This window comes from Nocardia sp. BMG51109, assembly GCF_000526215.1.
In the GTDB taxonomy this organism is placed as follows: Bacteria; Actinomycetota; Actinomycetes; order Mycobacteriales; family Mycobacteriaceae; genus Nocardia.
The window spans coordinates 5,436,390-5,453,558 of the sequence record NZ_JAFQ01000004.1 but is presented as its reverse complement, the minus strand read 5'-3'; the positions used below and the strand labels follow the sequence as shown (position 1 = coordinate 5,453,558).

Here is a 17,169-nt window from a genome sequence, read left to right as displayed (position 1 = left end):
GTTATCCGCCGTGTTCGGAAATCGCTCGGTATGACGGTGATCCGGCCCAAGCCTACGCGTTGCTGAACGCCGACTACGCGACGATCGGGAACGTGGGGTCGGCACGGTTACAGCGGAAGTTGGACGCCATCGCCACGGCGGTGCGGCCACACGCGGCAACGCCAGAGGTACAGGAATTCTTGGATCGGCCGGGCGGTAGCGCGTAGCGACCTGCTCAGCTTGTCTCGGTGGCAGAATCCGGGGCCTGCCGCACCCGACGCCGGCGCGGCTCAGATCACTCCGTGCAGTGGAGGTGGGGTGTCGTGCAGCAGGGCTCGGCCGAGGTGGTGGTATTTCCAGCGGACCGGGTCGTGGAGGGTGTGGGTGCGGGCGTTGCGCCAGAACTGGTGGAGGTTGAGGTCTGCTGCGGCGCTTCTGGTTCCGGATACTTCGAACAGGGCGGTGGAGACCTCGTTGGCGGCGCGGTCGGCGAGGATCTTGGCGGCCGCGACGGCGAGGGATGCGGCGGCCACCGGGTCGGCGGGCTCCCCGTTCGGGCTCGGCGCGAGCGTGGAGGCTTGCGAATTCTCCTCGGGCCGAACGGCTTCGGCGCCTGTGCTCGGCACGGCGATCGCGGCGTCGACGGCGGCGGCCGCGGCGGTCAGGGTGGCCTCGGCGGCCGTCACCGTCACCGACAGTTCGCCGAAGCGCTGGATCAGTAGGGGGTCGTCGACGGCGCGGTCGACGCCCGCCTCGAACCAGGGGCGGCTCTTGGTGCGCACGAATTCGGCTGCGGCGGTGAGGGCTCCGCGCGCGATACCGGCGTCGATGGCGACGTGCAGCAACTGCGCGAAGGCGCCGTAACCGGTCGGTGCGCGCACCGCCGACGAGCGCGGGACGAGCTGATCGGCGTCCACCTCGACGCCGTCGAACGAGACGGTCCCGCTGCCGGTGGTGCGCTGGCCCATACCGTTCCAGTCGTCGATGATCCGCACACCCGGCGACTGCGCCGGGAGGTAGGCGATGTACTCACCGGGGGCCAGGCCACTGATCTCGTCCGGGTCGTCGAGCCGGGCCAGCACCGCCAGCACATCCGCGAAAAGCGAACCGGTGCAATAGTATTTGACGCCGTCGACGCGGAACCGGCTGCCCGCCGGGCGGATCGTCGTGCCGACCTCGGCGACCGTGGCGCCGGACCGCTCGGACTGCGCGTTGGCGATGCGGCCACCGTCGAGCACCCGGCCGAGATAGCGGCGGCGCTGCTCGTCGGATCCGGCCAGCCGCAACAGGTTCACGTACACGAAGTGGCTGTGCGGGATCTGCGCGATATTCGGGTCGGCGGTCGCCAGGATGCGCACCACCTCCGCGACCGCGCTCGGCGGCAGATCCGCGCCACCGAGGTCGGCCGGAACCGTCACGGCGAGCAGCCCGCTCGCCGCCAAGCGCTCGATTTCCTCGTACGGCAACTCGCGCTCGCGATCGCGCCATCCGGCGTGCACCGCGAACTCGGCCGCCAGCCGCCGGGCGACCTCACGGGCCTGCGCCGCGGTGCCGATGCGTTCGGCCGTCTCGACGGTCATCGGGCGGCGACCGGCGTGCGGGCCGCCTCCAGTTCCCGCACCAGCGGCAACACCTTCTCCCCGAAGTATTCGATCTCCTCCTGGAAGTGCAGGAACCCGCCGAGGATCAGATCGACCCCGAGGTCGCGGTAGGCGACGATGCGTTCGGCGATCTGCTCCGGGGTGCCGATGAGCTGGGAACGGAACCCGTCGTTGTACTGCACCAGATCCTCGAACGAGGAGTCGGCCCACATGCCCTTGCCGTCCCGGGTGGAGGCGCCCGCTTGCTGGACCGAGTCCCGGAACCCTTCCACGGCAGGGCGATTCGCCTTGTCGACGATCTCGCGCAAGGTGTCGCGCGCCTCCTTCTCGGTGTCGCGGGCGATGATGAACGCGTTCAGCCCGAACCGCACCTCGCGCTCGTTCTCCCGCGCCACCGCGCGCAGATCGGCCAATTGCTCGGTGACGCCGTCGAAATCCTTGCCGTTGGAGAAGTACCAGTCGGCGTAGCGGCCCCCGTTGCGGCGCGCGGCGGTCGAGTTACCCCCTTGGAACAGTTCGGGATTCGGCCGCTGCGGGGTGTTGAGCGGTTTCGGCTTCAGCGTGAAGTCGCGGATGCGGTAGAAGTCGCCGCCGTAGTTCACCTCGTCCTCGGTCCAGATCTTCCGGATCGCCTCGAGGAATTCGGCGCTGCGCCGGTAGCGTTCGTCGTGTTCCAGCCACGGCTCGCCCAGCGCGGTGAACTCGCCCGCGAACCACCCGGAGACGACGTTGATGGCGAACCGCCCGCCGGACAGGTGGTCGGCCGTGGCGCCGAACTTGGCCAGCACCGCCGGATGCCACAGGCCCGGATGCACCGCCGCGATGACCTTCAATCGCTCGGTAGCGAGCAGCAGTGCCAGGCTGAAGGAGGTGGACTCGTGCTGGTACTCGGCGCCGTAGGAGGCCATGTAGCGCACCTGCGACAGCGCGTAGTCGAATCCGTTGCGCTCCGCGGTCTGGGCCAGCTTCTTGTTGTACTCGAAGTCCCAGCCGGTGCGCTGCTCGATGGTGCTGGTGACCAGTCCCCCACTGACGTTCGGCACCCAGTAGGCGAACCGGACCTGGTCGGCGATGCTCTCGGTGGTCATAACCGCCTCTCGGTGATCGGGGCAGGGCCGGTCGTGTGCGAACACCGGGCGCGGCAACCGTGCGCCCGGGTGTTCGCTCCACCTCAGCACCGCGGGCATCGGCACACGAGGGTTTGAATCGGTGCGATCCGATCCCGGTGCCGCGACGCGAGCCGCTCCGGTCACCGCGACCGTCGCGTATTCGGCCGCTCCGTCCCGAACGCGCTCCGTCCCGAAGACGCTGTGTCCCGAAGACGCTGTGTCCCGAAGACGCTGTGTCCCGAATCGTCGCAATGTCCCCAAAACGCCGCTCTGTCTCGAACACGCCTCGCCATCCCGAGTATTCGAGCCGCGGTGTCGCTGATCACCGCGACACCATCCGGCTGCGGCTCGCCGGCTACCGCGTCGCGGTCGCGCTCGGTGCGGCGGTCGTCGAGTCGGGTTCCGTTGTCGTGACCTGTGTTCCGGCGGGCTGCCGGATCTCGGTGGTCGACCGCACCGCCGTGCGGGCCGGTGGTGCGGGTGTCGTGCTGACGGTGACCGAGGATTCCGTGGTGGTCGATCCGCCGCCGGTCGTCGTCGGGACCGAGGTCGTCGTGCGGCCCTCGGCATCGGTCGTCGGCGACGAACTCGTGGACGAACTCGTGGACGCTGTCGTGGGCGCTGTCGTGGACGATCCGCTGCCGGACGTCGCCGCACTCGCCGGCGGTGTGGCCGAAGCACTCGTCGACGCTGCCGCCGCCCGGTACGCGGCCGCCAGATCCTCCTCCTTCGGCACGGCCTTCGTGTCCACCGGCTCGCCCGCCTGTGCCTGCCGGGCCAGCTGGGTGAGCCAGGCGGCGGCGTATTCGGCGGAGGTCAGGGGCTTGCCGGCGGCCGGGTCGGCGTCGTTCCAGTAGTCGAAGTGGCGGCCGGTGTGGTTCGGCCCGAAGGTCTGCTGGTACGGGTCGCTCAGCAGCACCGGGATCGTGTTCCGGTTGGTCAGGATGAGGCCGACGACCTCGTTGAACAGCTTCTGCGGCAGGTAGGCCAGCGGCGACATCTCCTCGACCGCGATCGACCCGGCCTGTTGCGGCGCCGTCGGCGCCTGCCCGGGCCGATACTCCGGATCCGACACCCGCAGCAGCACCTGGAGGAAGGTCTCGTCGCTCGCCATCCAGTTCGGCTGCGACCGGATGTCCTGGAACGCGAGGAATGCGATGCGTCCCACGACCCCGGCGACGTCCTGTCCGGTGGCCGGGGTGAGTCCGTCGCGCTCGAGCGCGTCGACGTTCAGCTGCCGGCCCACGTTGACCGCCAGTTGCAGCAGCGAGATGTTCTGCGGCGCCGAGCAGGTGAGATCGCCGTCGGAGCAGAACGACGCGACCTTGCCGTTCAGCGCGCCGAAATCACCGCTGGTGCCCGGCAGGACGCCCTGACCCGCAACGGGTTTCGCGGCGTTCTGGTAGCGCTGGTCGAAGCCGTCCGGGCTGCCGTACGGGTCCTGCGCGCCGGGGAACGGGCCCTCGCCCGCCCGGCGGCCCGCGTCGGCGAGGATGACGACGCCGGTGACGGCGGCGGGATCGACGATCCCGTACTTGCCGTCGGCGCCCGGTTCCTGATGCCCGATCGTCGTCGCGACGCGGCGCACGACATCGGCGCCCTCGCTGTAGCCGACGATCGCGAACCGGGTGTCGGGGCATGCCTGCGAGATCTCCCGCATCACCTGCTGGGTATTGGCGACGCCCGCGGTGACGGCGTCCTCGTAGGAGTCCATGTTCGCCGGGTAGGCGACGTAGACGGCGGCGTACGAGCCGGGATCGACCGATCCGGCCGGTGCGTTCACCACCGGATCGACCCATTCGCTGTGGTAGTCATCCGACAGCGCGGCGGGCAGTTCCGCGCCGTTCGCGTCGACCAGCAGTTTCGTCGATCCCGCGACCGGAGTGTCGCCGCGGCCCGCCACCGAGATGGTCACCATGTCGTGGCATTCGGTGACCGACGAGGTCAGCCGGGTGTCCCTGGTCTGCGGCGCCGAGGTGAGCGCGAACGACGCGGCGACGATCGCCGCGATCCCCAGCACAGCGGGCGCGGCGACCGCCGACGCGATACGGTGACGCGCGAAGAAATTACGGTGACGCGCGAAGAACTCGCGAAGAGCCATGTCCTGATCCCCATTCCGGTTGAGACAAATGGACGGACGGGCCCCCCGACGGGCCGGGTGTCACCGGAAACGTCGCGGCCGGTGGCCCGGGCGTTACCGGCGATCCCGCAGGCCCGGACACGATGTGTGCGATACCACTGTCCGGCGGACCGCACGGTAACGTGACGGGACCATGCCAGGAATCGGGTGTCCGTGATAGACGTACGAATCGGAAAGCCCGCTTCTCGAGAGGAAACCAGCCTGATGATGAAACGCACCGTCGCTGCGGCAACGGCAGCGGTCGCGGCCTCGCTCTTCGCCTTCGGCCAGTCCTGGGCGCAGGAACCGACGAGCCAGTTCGTGGTCACCGAGAACGCCACGGCGATCGCCAATATCACCGATCCGGCCGATAACACCTGTCACCCGGCGGTGGTCACCGCCGACGCGCCGCGGACGGTGTACTGGGTCAACAAGACCCCCCTCTACGCGACGCTCTACATCCGCGCGGCCGACGGGCCGGAATGCGGCGGCGCGGTGCTCAACCGGCTGCGCCCGGGCGCGGTGGGGGCGGCTCCGGCCACCCTGCAGGGGACCGTCGTCGACGTCAGGTTCTCGTCCTACCAGTAGGTCTCGCCCCGTTGCGGGACGGTTCGAACCCGAGCGCCGGGATCCCTTGTGTGACAAGGGGTCCCGGCGTTGTCATGTCCGCGGTCGCCGGGCGGCAACGGGACCCGGCTAGCGCGCGGCGGCGCCACCGGCGTGCGGTGACCGGCCCCGGCCGGCACTGGTGCGGCCGTAGCTCGCGGTGATCGCGGCCAGCTCGTCCGGGCCGAGCACGTCCTCGATGCGGCCGAAGCCGTCCGGGGCTCGTTCGGCCACGGTGCGCAGGATGCGGTCCATCGGCATATCGCGGTTGGCGAGCACGATGTCGTTGACCGGCTCGCGGCGAACGGTCTCGTAGCCGATCGCACCCTCGCGCGCCCCGCCGGTGCGTGCGAGCTCGGCGGCCAGGACGCGCGCATCGATGATCGACTGGGAGCCGCCGTTGGAGCCGATCGGATACATCGGGTGGGCCGCGTCGCCGAGCAGGGTGATGCGGCCGAAGGTCCAGCGCGGCAACGGATCCCGGTCGACCATCGGATATTCGAGGATGGTTTCGGTGGCCGTGATCAGCGCGTCGATGTCGAGCCCGGCGCAGTGCCAGCCCCGATAGAACGGCAGCACGTCCCCGACCCGGCCCACCCTGTTCCAGTCCGCGGGATCCTCCTCGGCCGCGGGCATCCGGACCTCGGCGACCCAGTTCGTCAGGCAGCGGTCGGAGGGCAGCGCCCGCGAGATCGGGTAGGCCACGAACTTCGCGGCGTGGTTGCTTCCGGCGAACATCATCGTCGCCCCGGACAGGAACGGAGGCGCCGGGGTCACGCCGCGCCACATCCGGATGCCGTCGCCGCGCGGCGGGCCCTCGTCCGGATACAGCTGGGCGCGCACGGCCGAATGCAGGCCGTCGGCGCCGACCAGCAGATCGGCGTCGAACTCGACGTAGGTGTCGCGGCGGCGGTCGTGCAGGCGGGCACGCACACCGCCCGTGTCGTCGGCTGCGTCGGTGGTGTCGGCGGTGTCGGCGGCGGAGACGAATCGCAGGCCCGTCCGTACCGCGTCCGGGCCGAGCCGGTCGCGCACCGCGGTCAGGAGCATGGCCTGGAGCTTTCCCCGGTGCACCGAATACTGCGGCCAGTCGTGTCCGGCCGCGATTCCCCGGGGCTCGCGCCAGATCTCGTTGCCGAACCGGTCCAGATGCACCACTTCCGCGGTCGCGACCGCGAGTTCGGCGAGACCGTCGGCCAGCCCCAGCGCGCTCAGCTCGCCCGTCGCGTGCGGCAGCAGGTTGATGCCGACGCCGAGCGGGCGCAGCTCGCTCACGCTGTCCACCACCAGCGCCTCGATACCCACCGCGTGCAGGCTCAATGCCGTTGTCAGGCCGCCGATTCCGGCGCCGATGATCAGGACGCGCATCAGTCGGCACACACCGGAACGTAGGCCGGATTGAACCGCTCGTGCAGGTAGGCCACCGCGGCCGAGGTGTGGTCGAGCAGCACGCTTTCCTTACAGGCGCAGGGGATTCCGCCCGCGTCCTCGTCGGCCGGCCAGATGACCCGGCCGGTGGACAGCACGGTCCGGCCCAGATGCCGCCCGGCGGCGGCGAGGCTGTGCCCGATGGGGAGCCGCTGCTGTGCGAGCAGCGCCGTGAGATCGCGGTCCGATCCGGTGATCACCACCGCGTTCACCGACACCAGCGCGCCGGCCTCCGACGACAGCCTGGACCGGCGCACGATCACCGGATCATCATCGGTGGCGCAGCGCAATGCCGTGCGTATCGTCTCGGAGAGGGTGACTGCCGTCGCGGCGCGCTGGTCGATCACCTCCACCGTGAGCCGCTGCCCGGTCAGCGCCTCCAGCAATGTGGTGGTTGAACCGTCGGCCGACAGCAGCATGCGTGTCACCGGCGGCCATGTAGATTCGCTCGTCTCCGTGTGCATTTCGATCACCTGACCCGGGAATGGGGCCACCCCGGCGTTGCGGCGGCCGGACTGCCCGACCGCACCGACCCGTCCCGAGCGACCAGCAGGACCTCACTGCCGTCGAAGTTACCCGGGGATCCCCCGCACCGCCCGCCCTTGCCGGGCCCGGACGACTCGACGGCGGCGCGCGACCTGCGGGCGCGCCGGCCGACGATCGGTTATAGCTTGGCCAGGCGGGGCTTTCGCGCGTTCTGTCGAGTCCGTCACATCCCTACCGACCAGCACGTCTCCGCACGGGACCGGATTCGTCCGCCTGGGCCGTGGAGAGGCGCAGTATGCCGTCGTCGTCGATGGACATCCCCCATCCATATTCTCGCGAGGGACAGCTGGACCTCGACATCGTGCAGTGCGCAGGAGCGCGGCCGGTCCCCGTCATCGGTGGCACGGTTCCTCCTCGCAGCCGGTGAGGCTGCCGGAACCGGCCCGGTCCCCGCGCGGGGACCGGGCCTTCTCGGTGTCGAGCGAGGGAGCACCACTTGCCCGGGCCAGGACGCCGACGCACGGACCGGGCCCGGAGAATCGCTAAGCCGTCGCCGCGGAGGCGCGGTAGGCGGAGCGGGAGAAGCGGCCGGCGGGCTGGAAGCGTTCCACCAGTTTCGCGGCGTCCTCGCCCGTTGCGGCGGTGATGAATTCGGCTGCGGCGTCGGTGGTCTCGATACCGGCGAACGGCTGCGGGCGGTGCAGCAGGCCGACGAGGGCGGAGGCGAACCTCGGCTCGACCGCCGCGGCGGCGAAGAGCTGGTTGGCGACGTCGCCGAGTTCGGGGTCGCTGAGGAACAGGCGGGTCACGTGGGCGGCGGCCTCCGCGCGGGCGGCCAGGAAGTCGTTGTGCTGTGCGGTGATCCACGCGTCGTCGAACGGTCCCTGGTGGGCGGCGGCCGCGGCGACCAGTCGCTGGGCCTGGATCAGGCCGCTCTGCGCGCCCTGCCCGGCGATCGGGTCGTAGGCGACGGCCGTATCCCCCAGTGCGGCAACGGCGTGGCCGCCGGCCGTGTGCCCCAGGCCCGCACGGAACACCGGGCGGACCGCGCCCTTCAGCCACGAGTGCCGGTCCTCGGCGATCGGCCGGGTGGCCAGCACCTCGGGCAGGTCCCAATCGAGATAGTCGCGGTAGAGGTCGACCACGACACGGTGCGCGGACTCGGCGGAATCGGCTGCGGCGAAACGCTTTTCCCAGTCGCTGCCGGGCCGGGCCCAGCCGAGGAAGGCCCAGGTCGGCCCCGCGTCCTTGTGCAGGTACGGTCCCCACCAGCCCTCGCCCTGATCGGCCAGAATGGAGAATCCGCTGCGCGCGCCGCCGGCGGGGCTGCGGTGGGCGAAGACGTCGCCGTCGAAGCCGAGCCCGGTGACGGTGACCGTCAACAGCTTTCGTTGCGGTGCGTCGTAGACGGTGCGGTCCGCATCGATCGGGAACAGGTCCGACAGGCCGCCGCGTCCGGTGGCGACGAGCGTGAGATCGTGTGCGGCGGCGATGGTGTCGAGCTTCTCGGGCGTCACCGTGTCGACGACGAAGCGACCGCCGCCCTCCTGCAGCGCGGTCAGCCGGTCGTCGGCCTTGAGCCGGGTGTCGACCGCGACACCGGTGTAATCGTCGAAGGCGCCGTCGAATTCGATGAGTTCGGAACGGTCGGGTCCGGCGATGCGAACGGTGAGCCCGCTGTGCAGCGGCGCCGTATCGGTGTAACTCGACAGGCCGAGTGCCTTCTCGGCGTCCTGGGCCTCGCCGAAGATCAGCGCGGTGCCGGTGGCGGGCACGTCGTCGCGCAGCGCGCGCTGATCGCGGTCGCTGTACACGGTGACATCGAATCCGGCGTCGAGCAGGCCGAGCGCCGCGGTGACGCCGGTCTGGCCGGCGCCGATGATCGCGGCCGAGCGGGTGGAATCGGGGCGGGGAGTCTGTGTGGTCATAACGAGATGGTCCGGGCCGGAGCATCGGGAGTGGAGTATTGCAATCACCGGGAGTTTCTCTGGTCCCCGACCAGCGCCGCCCCCGGCCTCGACTCCTCGTCGGGCAATACCGTGGACCCGGGCCCACCGAGCCGGTATCGCGCCCCGCGGTGATCGCCCGGCAGCCGGTCCCCCGCACCGAACAGCGCGTTGCGCAGCGTTCCCGGCACATACTCCTGCGGGTACGCGCCCCGTTCCGTCAGCACCGGAACCACATGCCGCACAACGTCTTCGAATGTTGCGGGCGTGACGGCGTAGGCGAGGTTGAAGCCGTCCACGTCGGTGTCGGCCACCCATTCCTGCAATCGGTCGGCGACCGTGGCGCCGGAGCCGGCGAATACCGGGCCGATGCCGCCGATCCCGGCCCAGCGGCCGATATCGCGCACGGTCCACTCCCGCCCGTCGTCGTCGAACTCCTGGAAGGCCGCCACGGCCGACCGGATGGCGTTGCTCTCCACCTGCCCGATCGGATCGTCGAGATCGTAGCGGGACAGGTCGATTCCCATCCATCCCGACATGAACACCAGCCCGCCCTCGATGCTGGCGTAGGACAGGTACTCCTCGTGCTTGGCCCGCGCCTCGGCGTCGGTCGCGGCGGTGATGATCGTGGACAGCGCGTAGACCCGCGCGGCGTAGCGATCCCGGCCGGCCGCCTCCAGCGCGTCGCGGATGGCCGACACGGTCTGCGCGAGAACACGTTTCGAGGGCGCCGCGACGAATATCGCCTCCGCATTCTCCGCCGCGAACCGCACGCCGCGCGGCGACGCGCCGGCCTGGTAGATCACCGGCGTCCGCTGTGGCGACGGCTCGGACAGATGGATGCCCGGCACGGTGTAGTGGCGGCCGCGATGCCCGATGTGGTGCACCTTCGCGGGATCGACGTAGATGCCCTGCGCGACATCGCGAACCACCGCGTCGTCCTCCCACGACCCCTCCCACAGCTTGTACAGCACCTCGAGGTACTCGTCGGCCCGGTCGTAGCGTTCGTCGTGGTCGAGCTGATCGTCGGCGCCGAAATTGCGTGCGGCGGAGGGCAGGTAACCGGTCACCACGTTCCAGCCGACGCGGCCGCCGGTGAGGTGATCCAGCGTGGACAGCCGGCGGGCGAACGGGTAGGGATGTTCGAAACCGGTTCCGGTGGTGACCCCGAAGCCGAGATGCCGGGTCACCGCGGCCATCGCCGACACCAGCAGCAACGGGTCGGCCACGGGGATCTGGGCGCCCTGGCGCAGCGCCGCGAGGTCGTTGCCGCCGTACACGTCGTAGGTGCCGAGCACGTCGGCGATGAACAGTCCGTCGAATCGCCCCCGCTCCAGCAGGGTCGCCAGCTCCGTCCAGTAGCTCAGCTCCTTGTACCGGTGCGACTGGTCGCCGGGATGCCGCCACAGTCCGGGTGACTGGTGGGCGACGCAGTTCATGTCGAAGGCGTTGAACCGGATCCGCCGCGTCACCGCGCACCTCCCGCGCTGCCCGGGCGCTCGCCCGCGCTCCACGCGAACGGCAGGTCGGTTCCGTTGATCAGGTGGTCGCCGATGGCGCGCGCCTTGTAGATGGCCGGATTGTGCAGCGAGATGGTGCGCGCGTTGCGCCAGTGCCGGTCGAGCCGCAACCGCTCCGAGGTCACCGACGCACCCCCGACCTCGAAGAGCTCACTGGTCGCCGGCAGCACCGTGCCGATGACCGACAGCTGCGCCTGGGCCGCGCCCAGTTCCGCGGCCACCAGCAACTTTTCGTCCCGGGCGCCGTCCGCCAGCACGGCGTCGAGGGCGTCGGCGACGGCCAGCACGCTCGCGCGGGCGCCGAACGCGGCGGCCGACAACCGGCCGATCACCTGCTGCACCAGCGGATCGTGGCGCGGCAGGTCGGCCGGCGCGTGGGTGTAGCTGCGGGTACGTTGCGACACCCATTCCCGGGCATCGCGTTCGGCGCGCTGGGCGATGCCCGCGAGCACCGCCAGCTGCACCAGTTGCAGGTACGCCGTGGCGTGCGTCGGCCCGGCGACGCCGTAGCCGGGCCCCAGGACCCGGTCCTCCGGCACCACCACGTCGGTGAATTCCGTTGTGCCGCTGGCTGTCAGCCGCTGCCCGAAGCCGTCCCAGTCGTCGTGCTGCCGCACCCCCTCGGCCGTCGCGTCGACCAGCACGCCGACCCGCTCCCCGTCCCGGTCGGCCGCGGCGAGGATGTGATCGGCGAACAGCGACCCGGTGCTGTAGTACTTGGTCCCGTTGAGCAGCAGGCGATCCCCGTCGCGGGTCAGCCGGGTCCGATAGCGGTCGACCGCCCCGACGCCGGGTTCGCTGATCGCGTTGCCCACCAGCACGCCCTCGGCGGCCGCCCGCAGCCACCGCTCACGCACCGGCCCGGGCTCGGCGAGCAGCTGATCCTCCACGAACGAGAAGTGCACCCGCAGCGCCTGCGGGATATTCGACTCGGCCGCCGCCAGCTCGATCAGCTGCCGGAACAGCTGCCGCACGCTCGCGCCGTAACCGCCGAATTCGACCGGCACGCGCAGGGCCCCGAACCTGGCCTCGCGCAGCGCTTTCACCTCGTCGTAGGGGAGCTTTCGGTCGATCTCGCGGTCGACGGCACCGGCGGCGATGCGCTCGTAGATCGGCGTGAGGACCGCATCGAGCTCGGCGTCGGTCACGGAGGACGCAGCGGTGGAAGTCATGCCCCACTCTCACCCGGACCCCCCTGGTCACTCACCCGTTGCGCGCACCGCGATCGAAATTCGCCGTGCGCGGGCCACGCTATCGGCGACCGTCGTGGCGGCATAGCCCTTTTCGGGGTGGTTCCGGGGCCGGTGCCGCGGAGCCCGCACGCGGTCGGCAACCCCTGCGCACCATCAGCCCCGATAGATGCGATCGACCGTCGTGTCCAGCAGTTCCCGCAGCATCGCGAGCGAGGCGTCGGCGTCCCCACTGTCGTTGAGCCCGTCGGCAATTCCCAGTTCGACCGCGCCCCGCACCGCGTCGCGGGGCACACCGCTGCGGCGGCAGTGGGTCGCCGCGTGCTCGAACCAGTCCAGGGTCGACACCCCCGACGCCTCGACCGCCTGCACCACCGAGAGCGCGGCGTCGAAGCCGGCCCGCACGGTGGCATCGTGCGCGGCCCGCACCGTGGCATCGTGCGCGGCCCGCACCGTGGCATCGTGCGCGGCCCGCACCGTGGCATCGTGCGCGGCCCGCACCGTGGCATCGTGCGCGGCCCGCACCGTGGCATCGTGCGCGGCCCGCACCGTGGCATCGTGCGCGGCCCGCACCGTGGCATCGTGCGCGGCACTGCCGAAGGCATCGTGCGCGGCACCCCCGAAGTCGCGGGGACGGGACGAGTATCGATCACCGGAATCCGCGTCGTATGGTCCTGCGCTCATCCCGCTCCTTCCACCCACCGGCACCTACCCTCGACGGTACGACATCCGGTCCAATAAAGTCGGACCGATGTCCAAATTCCCTTGGGCGTCCTAATGTCGTACGACCATCCGGCCCGCCCGCGCTGTGGCCGCTCACAGTCTCGTTCCCGCACGACTCTGCGCTGTTCACAGAACCTGCGCCGCTTGTTGTTTCGATTCATGACCATCGCGTTACGGTGAAGTACTCGCGAGTGCCGCGGCGGCGGAAGGGAATCGACGATGACTGCTACCGATCCGACTACTGCTGACAGCCCGATCACTGCTACCGGCCCGGTCGCTGCCCCCGGCCCGGTCACTGCGGCGGGCGCCGAATCCCTGGACCTCACCGTCTCGGGACGGCCGGTCAGCTCGCCGCTCAAGGATGTGCGCGCCCTGGCCCGGAAGATGGTGGGGCACTTCGTCGACAACGTCGCCCCCTGCGGAACGCTGCCCGGCGACGCGCTGCGCGGCGACATCACCGCCGTCACCCGGGCCTGCCTGGAGCTGGCGATCAGCATGCTCGACGGCACCGACATTCCCGACAAGACCGCCCGGCTCGAGCAGGCCGCCGCCAACTGGGCCCGCGAGGGCATCCCGATCGACACCATTCAGCACGCGCTGCACGAGGGCTTCCGGATCGGCTTCGACCTGGTCCTGGACCGCGCGACGCCGGACGACTTCGACAGCCTCAAGGGCGCGTCCCGCCGGCTGCTGGACGTCCTGGACATCATCAACGCCACCGTGTCGCACGCCTACGTCAAGGAACTGCGCGGGGTCGTCAGCGAACATCACACGGCGGTGCACACGCTCACCTCGGCGCTGCTGGCCGGGCACCCCACCTCGGTGATGGCGCGGGAATCCGGGATCGAGATCGCCAGCGCGTATCACGTTGTCGCGCTGGCCGTTCCGCAGCATCCGGACGAGCGCAACCCCACGCTCAACGGGCACGTCGTGGCGCGGCGCAAGCTGCGACGGATGCAGGCCGCGCTGGCCGACCGCTGCGCCGGCGCGGCGCTGTCGCTGCTGAGCGTGGACGGCGGCACGGTGCTGATCCCCGCCGACGCCCTCACCGACGACGATCTCGACGAGTTCGCGGCATCGCTGTCCCGCAGCGCGCAGGTGCCGATCACCGCCGCCGTGGTCGACTCGCCCGCCGGCGAGATACCCACCGCCGCCCAGCGCGCCCACGAGCTGCTCGACATGGTGCAGCGCCTGCAGTGCCAGCCGGGGCTCTACCGCTTCGACGAGCTCGCCCTGGAGTACCAGCTCACCCGCCCGGGCCCCGGCCGCGAACATCTGGGCGCGCTGGTGGACATCCTCGACGAGCACCCCGAACTGCTCGACACGCTGCGCCGGCACATCAGCACCAACCTCAGCCGACGGCAGACCGCACGCGCCCTGCACGTGCACGCCAACACCGTGGACTACCGGCTCAAGCGCATCGCGCAGCTCACCGGCTTCGATCCCACCCAGGCCGCCGGGCTGTGGTACCTGCGCTCGGCGCTGGTGGCGCGCACCTACCGGTGAGATCCGGAGTTCTCGGCGAGGGCGGCGAGCCGGTCGAGTGAGGCCAGCAGCCGCTCGGCGGTGGTGGCGCGGGCCCGGACGAGACGCTTCTCGTCGGTCAGCTCCGACCAGTCGTAGGTATGCGTGACCCGGGTGCGCGACTCGCCCAGTGGCTCGATCTCCCAGCGCCACAGGTGCCCCGGCGGCCGCGCGCCCGGCTCCGCGGGACGCCAGGCGATGCGGCGGCCCTCCTCGAACTCGACCACGTGATTCTCCCGCACGCTGCCCATCGTCAGCGTCGTCACGAAGACGTCGCCCGCGGCGCGCGGGCGTTGCCCCGCGGCGGCCTCCGCCAGGTTGTCATTGCCGTCCCAGCGCGGCTGCTGGGCCGGATCGGCGATGAGTTCGAAGACCGGGCCGGCCCCCGCGGCGATCTCGCGGGTGGCCGATACGATGCGCGCTCGAGCGGTGTCGGTCATATCACGATCGAAGCACTCCGCCGCCGGTCGCGCCACCGTACGGCTATCGCATTCCGGACGGGGGATTGGACCCGTATTCGCGCACCGTGGTAAAGAGAAATACCGTGCCGTGTCCAACCCCCGTCCGCCTCGCACCCGGTCTCCGCTATTGCGGATTCGCGCAGCGGTACTTCCCGCTTCCGACACGGTGACGGGGCGATCGGCGGGGGCATCCAGCGGCGCGCGCGCCCGGCGAATCGGCCCGGCGCGCCGGCCGGATGGCCCCGGTGCGGCCCAGGGCCCCACCGTCGCACCCGATGCCACCGCCGCACCCGATGCCACCGCCGCACCCGATGCCACTGTCACACCGAATACCAGCGTCGCACCGAATACCACCGTGTCCCACCAATCCGCCCGCGGCCCCGGAGTTTCCGACGGCACGACCTACCGGCTCGATCTGGACGGGCTGCGGGGCGTCGCCATCGCACTGGTGGTGGTCTTCCACGTCTGGTTCGGGCGAGTGTCCGGCGGTGTGGACGTGTTCCTCGTGCTGTCGGGGTACTTCTTCACGGGAATGCTGTTGCGCCGAGCCGATTCCGGGTCGGTGGGCGTCCTGGCCACCCTGCGGCGCACGGCCCGGCGGCTGCTTCCGGCGCTGGTCACGGTGCTGGCGACCGTCGTCGCCGCGACCGTGCTGCTGCGCCCGTACACGCAGTGGAACGAGCTGTCCGGGCAGGCGCTGGCCTCGCTGCTCTACTACCAGAATTGGCAGCTCGCGCTGACCTGGTCGGATTACGCGGCCGCCGATCCCGCGGTCAGCCCGCTGCAGCATCTGTGGTCGATGTCGGTGCAGGGCCAGTTCTATCTGGCGGTGATCCTGCTGGTCGCCGCGCTGGCCTGGCTGTGCGCGGCCCGTGGCGGGGCGGCGATCCCGCGGCGGCTGTCGGTGACGGTGTTCACCGTGCTCGCGGCCGGCTCGTTCGTCTACGCCACGCTGGGCACCGCGAGCCATCAGGGCTGGAACTACTACGACAGCGTCGCCCGGGGATGGGAACTGCTGGCCGGGGCGGTGCTGTACCTGGTCGTGCCGTCGCTGCGGCCGTCGCGGGCACTGCGCGCCGTACTGGCCGGGTTCGGGATCGCGGCGGTGATCGCGTGCGGATGGTTGTTCGACGGCTCCAGCCTGTTCCCGGGCCCCGCGGCACTGCTGCCGGTGTGCGCGGCGGCGGCGCTGATCGTGGCGGGCAATACCGCCGATCCGGACGCCCGCCCGCTGCCCAACCGGATCCTCACCCGGCCGGCGGCGGTCCGGCTCGGCGACCTCGCCTATTCGCTCTACCTGTGGCACTGGCCGATCCTCATCTTCTACCTGGCCGAACGGGGCAGGGCCACGGCCGGAGTCGGGGACGGCCTCCTGGTGATCGCCGTATCGCTGGCCGCGGCGTGGGCCACCCACCGGTTCATCGAGCAGCCGCTGCGCAGGCGGGATGCCGCGCCCGCGCCGTCGGCCGCCTACCGCCGCCGCCTCACCGGCGTGGTGTCGGTCGCGGGGTCGGCCGTCGCGGTGCTCGCCACCGTCTGGATGGTGGTCGTCGGGTCCAATCCGCCGGAGCCGGTCGGCGCGCTGGACCACGCCACCTACCCCGGCGCGGACACGCTCGCGGCCGGGGCCGGGGCGCCGAAGGCCCCGATGCGGCCGTCGATCGTCGACGCACCCGCCGACCGGGCCTATCCGGCGCGCGACGGATGCATCGCCGACTTCGACACCCGCGACGTCGTCACCTGCACCTACGGCGACGCCCACGCCCAGCGCACGCTCGCCGTGGTGGGCAGTTCACACGCCGAGCACTGGATCCCGGCGCTGCAGGAACTCGGCGAGCGGCACGGCTTCCGCATCGTCGTCTACCTGAAGATGGGCTGCCCGCTGACGGTCGCCGAGGAGACGATGTACAAGGGCGAGCGCATCCCCGACTGCCGCGACTGGTCCCGCGAGGTCATAGACCGCCTCGGCGCCGAACAACCGGACTGGGTGTTCACCACCGGCACCCGCCCGCGCGACGCCGGAACCGGCGACGAAACCCCGCCCGACTACGCGGACGTCTGGACCCAGCTGGCCGACCGCGGCCTCAATGTCGTGGCCATCCGGGATACGCCGTGGCTGCGGCACGACGGGATCCGCTACCGCGCCATCGACTGCCTGGCCCGCGGCGGCGACGGCCACAGCTGCGGCATGCCCCGCGCCGAGGCCCTCGATCCGGTCAACCCCGCCGCGACCGCGGCCGCCGCCTACCCCAACGTCTTCCCCCTCGACCTCACCGACGCCGTCTGTGATCCCGAGACCTGCCCGGTCGTGGCCGGCAACGTGCTGCTCTACTTCGACGAGCACCACCTCACCGCCACCTATTCGCGCAGCCTCGCGCCGGCGCTGGAGCGGCAGTTGCAGCCGATCCTGAGCTGGTGGTGAGGAGAGGGCCGCGCGGACGGCGGGCCGGTGGCGCGGCAGCGCAGGTCACCGGAGC

General features: G+C 71.0%; 13 protein-coding genes. 3 read left to right on the top strand and 10 right to left on the bottom strand.

Annotated elements, in window-relative coordinates; translation table 11 throughout:
• Positions 1-269: 269 nt before the first annotated feature.
• The 3 genes from D892_RS0126110 to D892_RS0126100 form a co-directional block, all read right to left on the bottom strand.
• Entirely contained in the window at positions 270-1,559 is a 1,290-nt protein-coding gene (locus D892_RS0126110; RefSeq protein ID WP_024804061.1) for an acyl-CoA dehydrogenase family protein, read from the bottom strand.
• Positions 1,556-2,668: a dimethylsulfone monooxygenase SfnG gene (sfnG, locus tag D892_RS0126105; protein WP_024804060.1), complete on the bottom strand. Its 1,113-nt coding sequence runs from the start codon at positions 2,666-2,668 to the stop codon at positions 1,556-1,558. Before sfnG ends, D892_RS0126110 begins: the two co-directional genes overlap by 4 nt.
• A gap of 376 nt (positions 2,669-3,044) precedes the next feature.
• Positions 3,045-4,790: a cutinase family protein gene (locus D892_RS0126100; protein ID WP_024804059.1), complete on the bottom strand. Its 1,746-nt coding sequence runs from the start codon at positions 4,788-4,790 to the stop codon at positions 3,045-3,047.
• A gap of 243 nt (positions 4,791-5,033) precedes the next feature.
• Between D892_RS0126100 and D892_RS0126095 the strand changes: the two genes are divergently transcribed.
• The gene (locus D892_RS0126095; RefSeq protein ID WP_024804058.1) at positions 5,034-5,396 is read left to right on the top strand and encodes a hypothetical protein; all 363 of its coding nucleotides are present in this window, start codon (positions 5,034-5,036) and stop codon (positions 5,394-5,396) included.
• A 108-nt stretch (positions 5,397-5,504) separates the two neighbouring features.
• Here D892_RS0126095 and D892_RS0126090 read toward each other — a convergent pair whose 3' ends face one another.
• The 6 genes from D892_RS0126090 to D892_RS0126065 all read right to left on the bottom strand — a co-directional run bounded on the left by D892_RS0126090 (position 5,505) and on the right by D892_RS0126065 (position 12,668).
• Entirely contained in the window at positions 5,505-6,782 is a 1,278-nt protein-coding gene (locus tag D892_RS0126090) for a flavin-dependent oxidoreductase (protein WP_024804057.1), read from the bottom strand.
• On the bottom strand, positions 6,782-7,261 hold the full coding sequence (locus D892_RS0126085; RefSeq protein WP_232236385.1) for a chorismate pyruvate-lyase family protein: 480 nt from the start codon (positions 7,259-7,261) through the stop codon (positions 6,782-6,784). Before D892_RS0126085 ends, D892_RS0126090 begins: the two co-directional genes overlap by 1 nt.
• A gap of 609 nt (positions 7,262-7,870) precedes the next feature.
• The gene (locus D892_RS0126080; protein ID WP_024804055.1) at positions 7,871-9,256 is read right to left on the bottom strand and encodes a styrene monooxygenase/indole monooxygenase family protein; all 1,386 of its coding nucleotides are present in this window, start codon (positions 9,254-9,256) and stop codon (positions 7,871-7,873) included.
• Positions 9,257-9,300: 44 nt separating this feature from the next.
• Entirely contained in the window at positions 9,301-10,746 is a 1,446-nt protein-coding gene (locus D892_RS0126075; RefSeq protein WP_024804054.1) for an LLM class flavin-dependent oxidoreductase, read from the bottom strand.
• The gene (locus D892_RS0126070) at positions 10,743-11,966 is read right to left on the bottom strand and encodes an acyl-CoA dehydrogenase family protein (protein ID WP_024804053.1); all 1,224 of its coding nucleotides are present in this window, start codon (positions 11,964-11,966) and stop codon (positions 10,743-10,745) included. Before D892_RS0126070 ends, D892_RS0126075 begins: the two co-directional genes overlap by 4 nt.
• A gap of 174 nt (positions 11,967-12,140) precedes the next feature.
• Positions 12,141-12,668, bottom strand: coding sequence for a hypothetical protein (locus tag D892_RS0126065; protein WP_024804052.1), 528 nt, complete (start codon positions 12,666-12,668; stop codon positions 12,141-12,143).
• 423 nt (positions 12,669-13,091) lie between these two features.
• Between D892_RS0126065 and D892_RS0126060 the strand changes: the two genes are divergently transcribed.
• Complete coding sequence (locus D892_RS0126060; protein ID WP_024804051.1) at positions 13,092-14,213, top strand: helix-turn-helix domain-containing protein; 1,122 nt, start codon at positions 13,092-13,094, stop codon at positions 14,211-14,213.
• On the opposite strand, the gene D892_RS0126055 is transcribed toward D892_RS0126060, so the two are convergent.
• Entirely contained in the window at positions 14,204-14,671 is a 468-nt protein-coding gene (locus tag D892_RS0126055) for an SRPBCC family protein (RefSeq protein WP_024804050.1), read from the bottom strand. The two genes, D892_RS0126060 and D892_RS0126055, sit on opposite strands and share 10 nt — an antisense overlap.
• Before the next feature lie 376 nt (positions 14,672-15,047).
• On the opposite strand from D892_RS0126055, the gene D892_RS0126050 reads away from it, so the two are divergent.
• Positions 15,048-17,114, top strand: coding sequence for an acyltransferase family protein (locus D892_RS0126050; RefSeq protein WP_036569893.1), 2,067 nt, complete (start codon positions 15,048-15,050; stop codon positions 17,112-17,114).
• Positions 17,115-17,169: the final 55 nt, after the last annotated feature.

Coding starts and splice junctions, on each gene's coding strand:
- D892_RS0126110 (WP_024804061.1), bottom strand. CDS start 1,559: ATGACCGTCGAGACGGCCGAACGCATCGGCACCGCGGCGCAGGCCCGT.
- sfnG (WP_024804060.1), bottom strand. CDS start 2,668: ATGACCACCGAGAGCATCGCCGACCAGGTCCGGTTCGCCTACTGGGTG.
- D892_RS0126100 (WP_024804059.1), bottom strand. CDS start 4,790: ATGGCTCTTCGCGAGTTCTTCGCGCGTCACCGTAATTTCTTCGCGCGT.
- D892_RS0126095 (WP_024804058.1), top strand. CDS start 5,034: ATGATGAAACGCACCGTCGCTGCGGCAACGGCAGCGGTCGCGGCCTCG.
- D892_RS0126090 (WP_024804057.1), bottom strand. CDS start 6,782: ATGCGCGTCCTGATCATCGGCGCCGGAATCGGCGGCCTGACAACGGCA.
- D892_RS0126085 (WP_232236385.1), bottom strand. CDS start 7,261: ATGCTGCTGTCGGCCGACGGTTCAACCACCACATTGCTGGAGGCGCTG.
- D892_RS0126080 (WP_024804055.1), bottom strand. CDS start 9,256: ATGACCACACAGACTCCCCGCCCCGATTCCACCCGCTCGGCCGCGATC.
- D892_RS0126070 (WP_024804053.1), bottom strand. CDS start 11,966: ATGACTTCCACCGCTGCGTCCTCCGTGACCGACGCCGAGCTCGATGCG.
- D892_RS0126065 (WP_024804052.1), bottom strand. CDS start 12,668: ATGAGCGCAGGACCATACGACGCGGATTCCGGTGATCGATACTCGTCC.
- D892_RS0126060 (WP_024804051.1), top strand. CDS start 13,092: ATGGTGGGGCACTTCGTCGACAACGTCGCCCCCTGCGGAACGCTGCCC.
- D892_RS0126055 (WP_024804050.1), bottom strand. CDS start 14,671: ATGACCGACACCGCTCGAGCGCGCATCGTATCGGCCACCCGCGAGATC.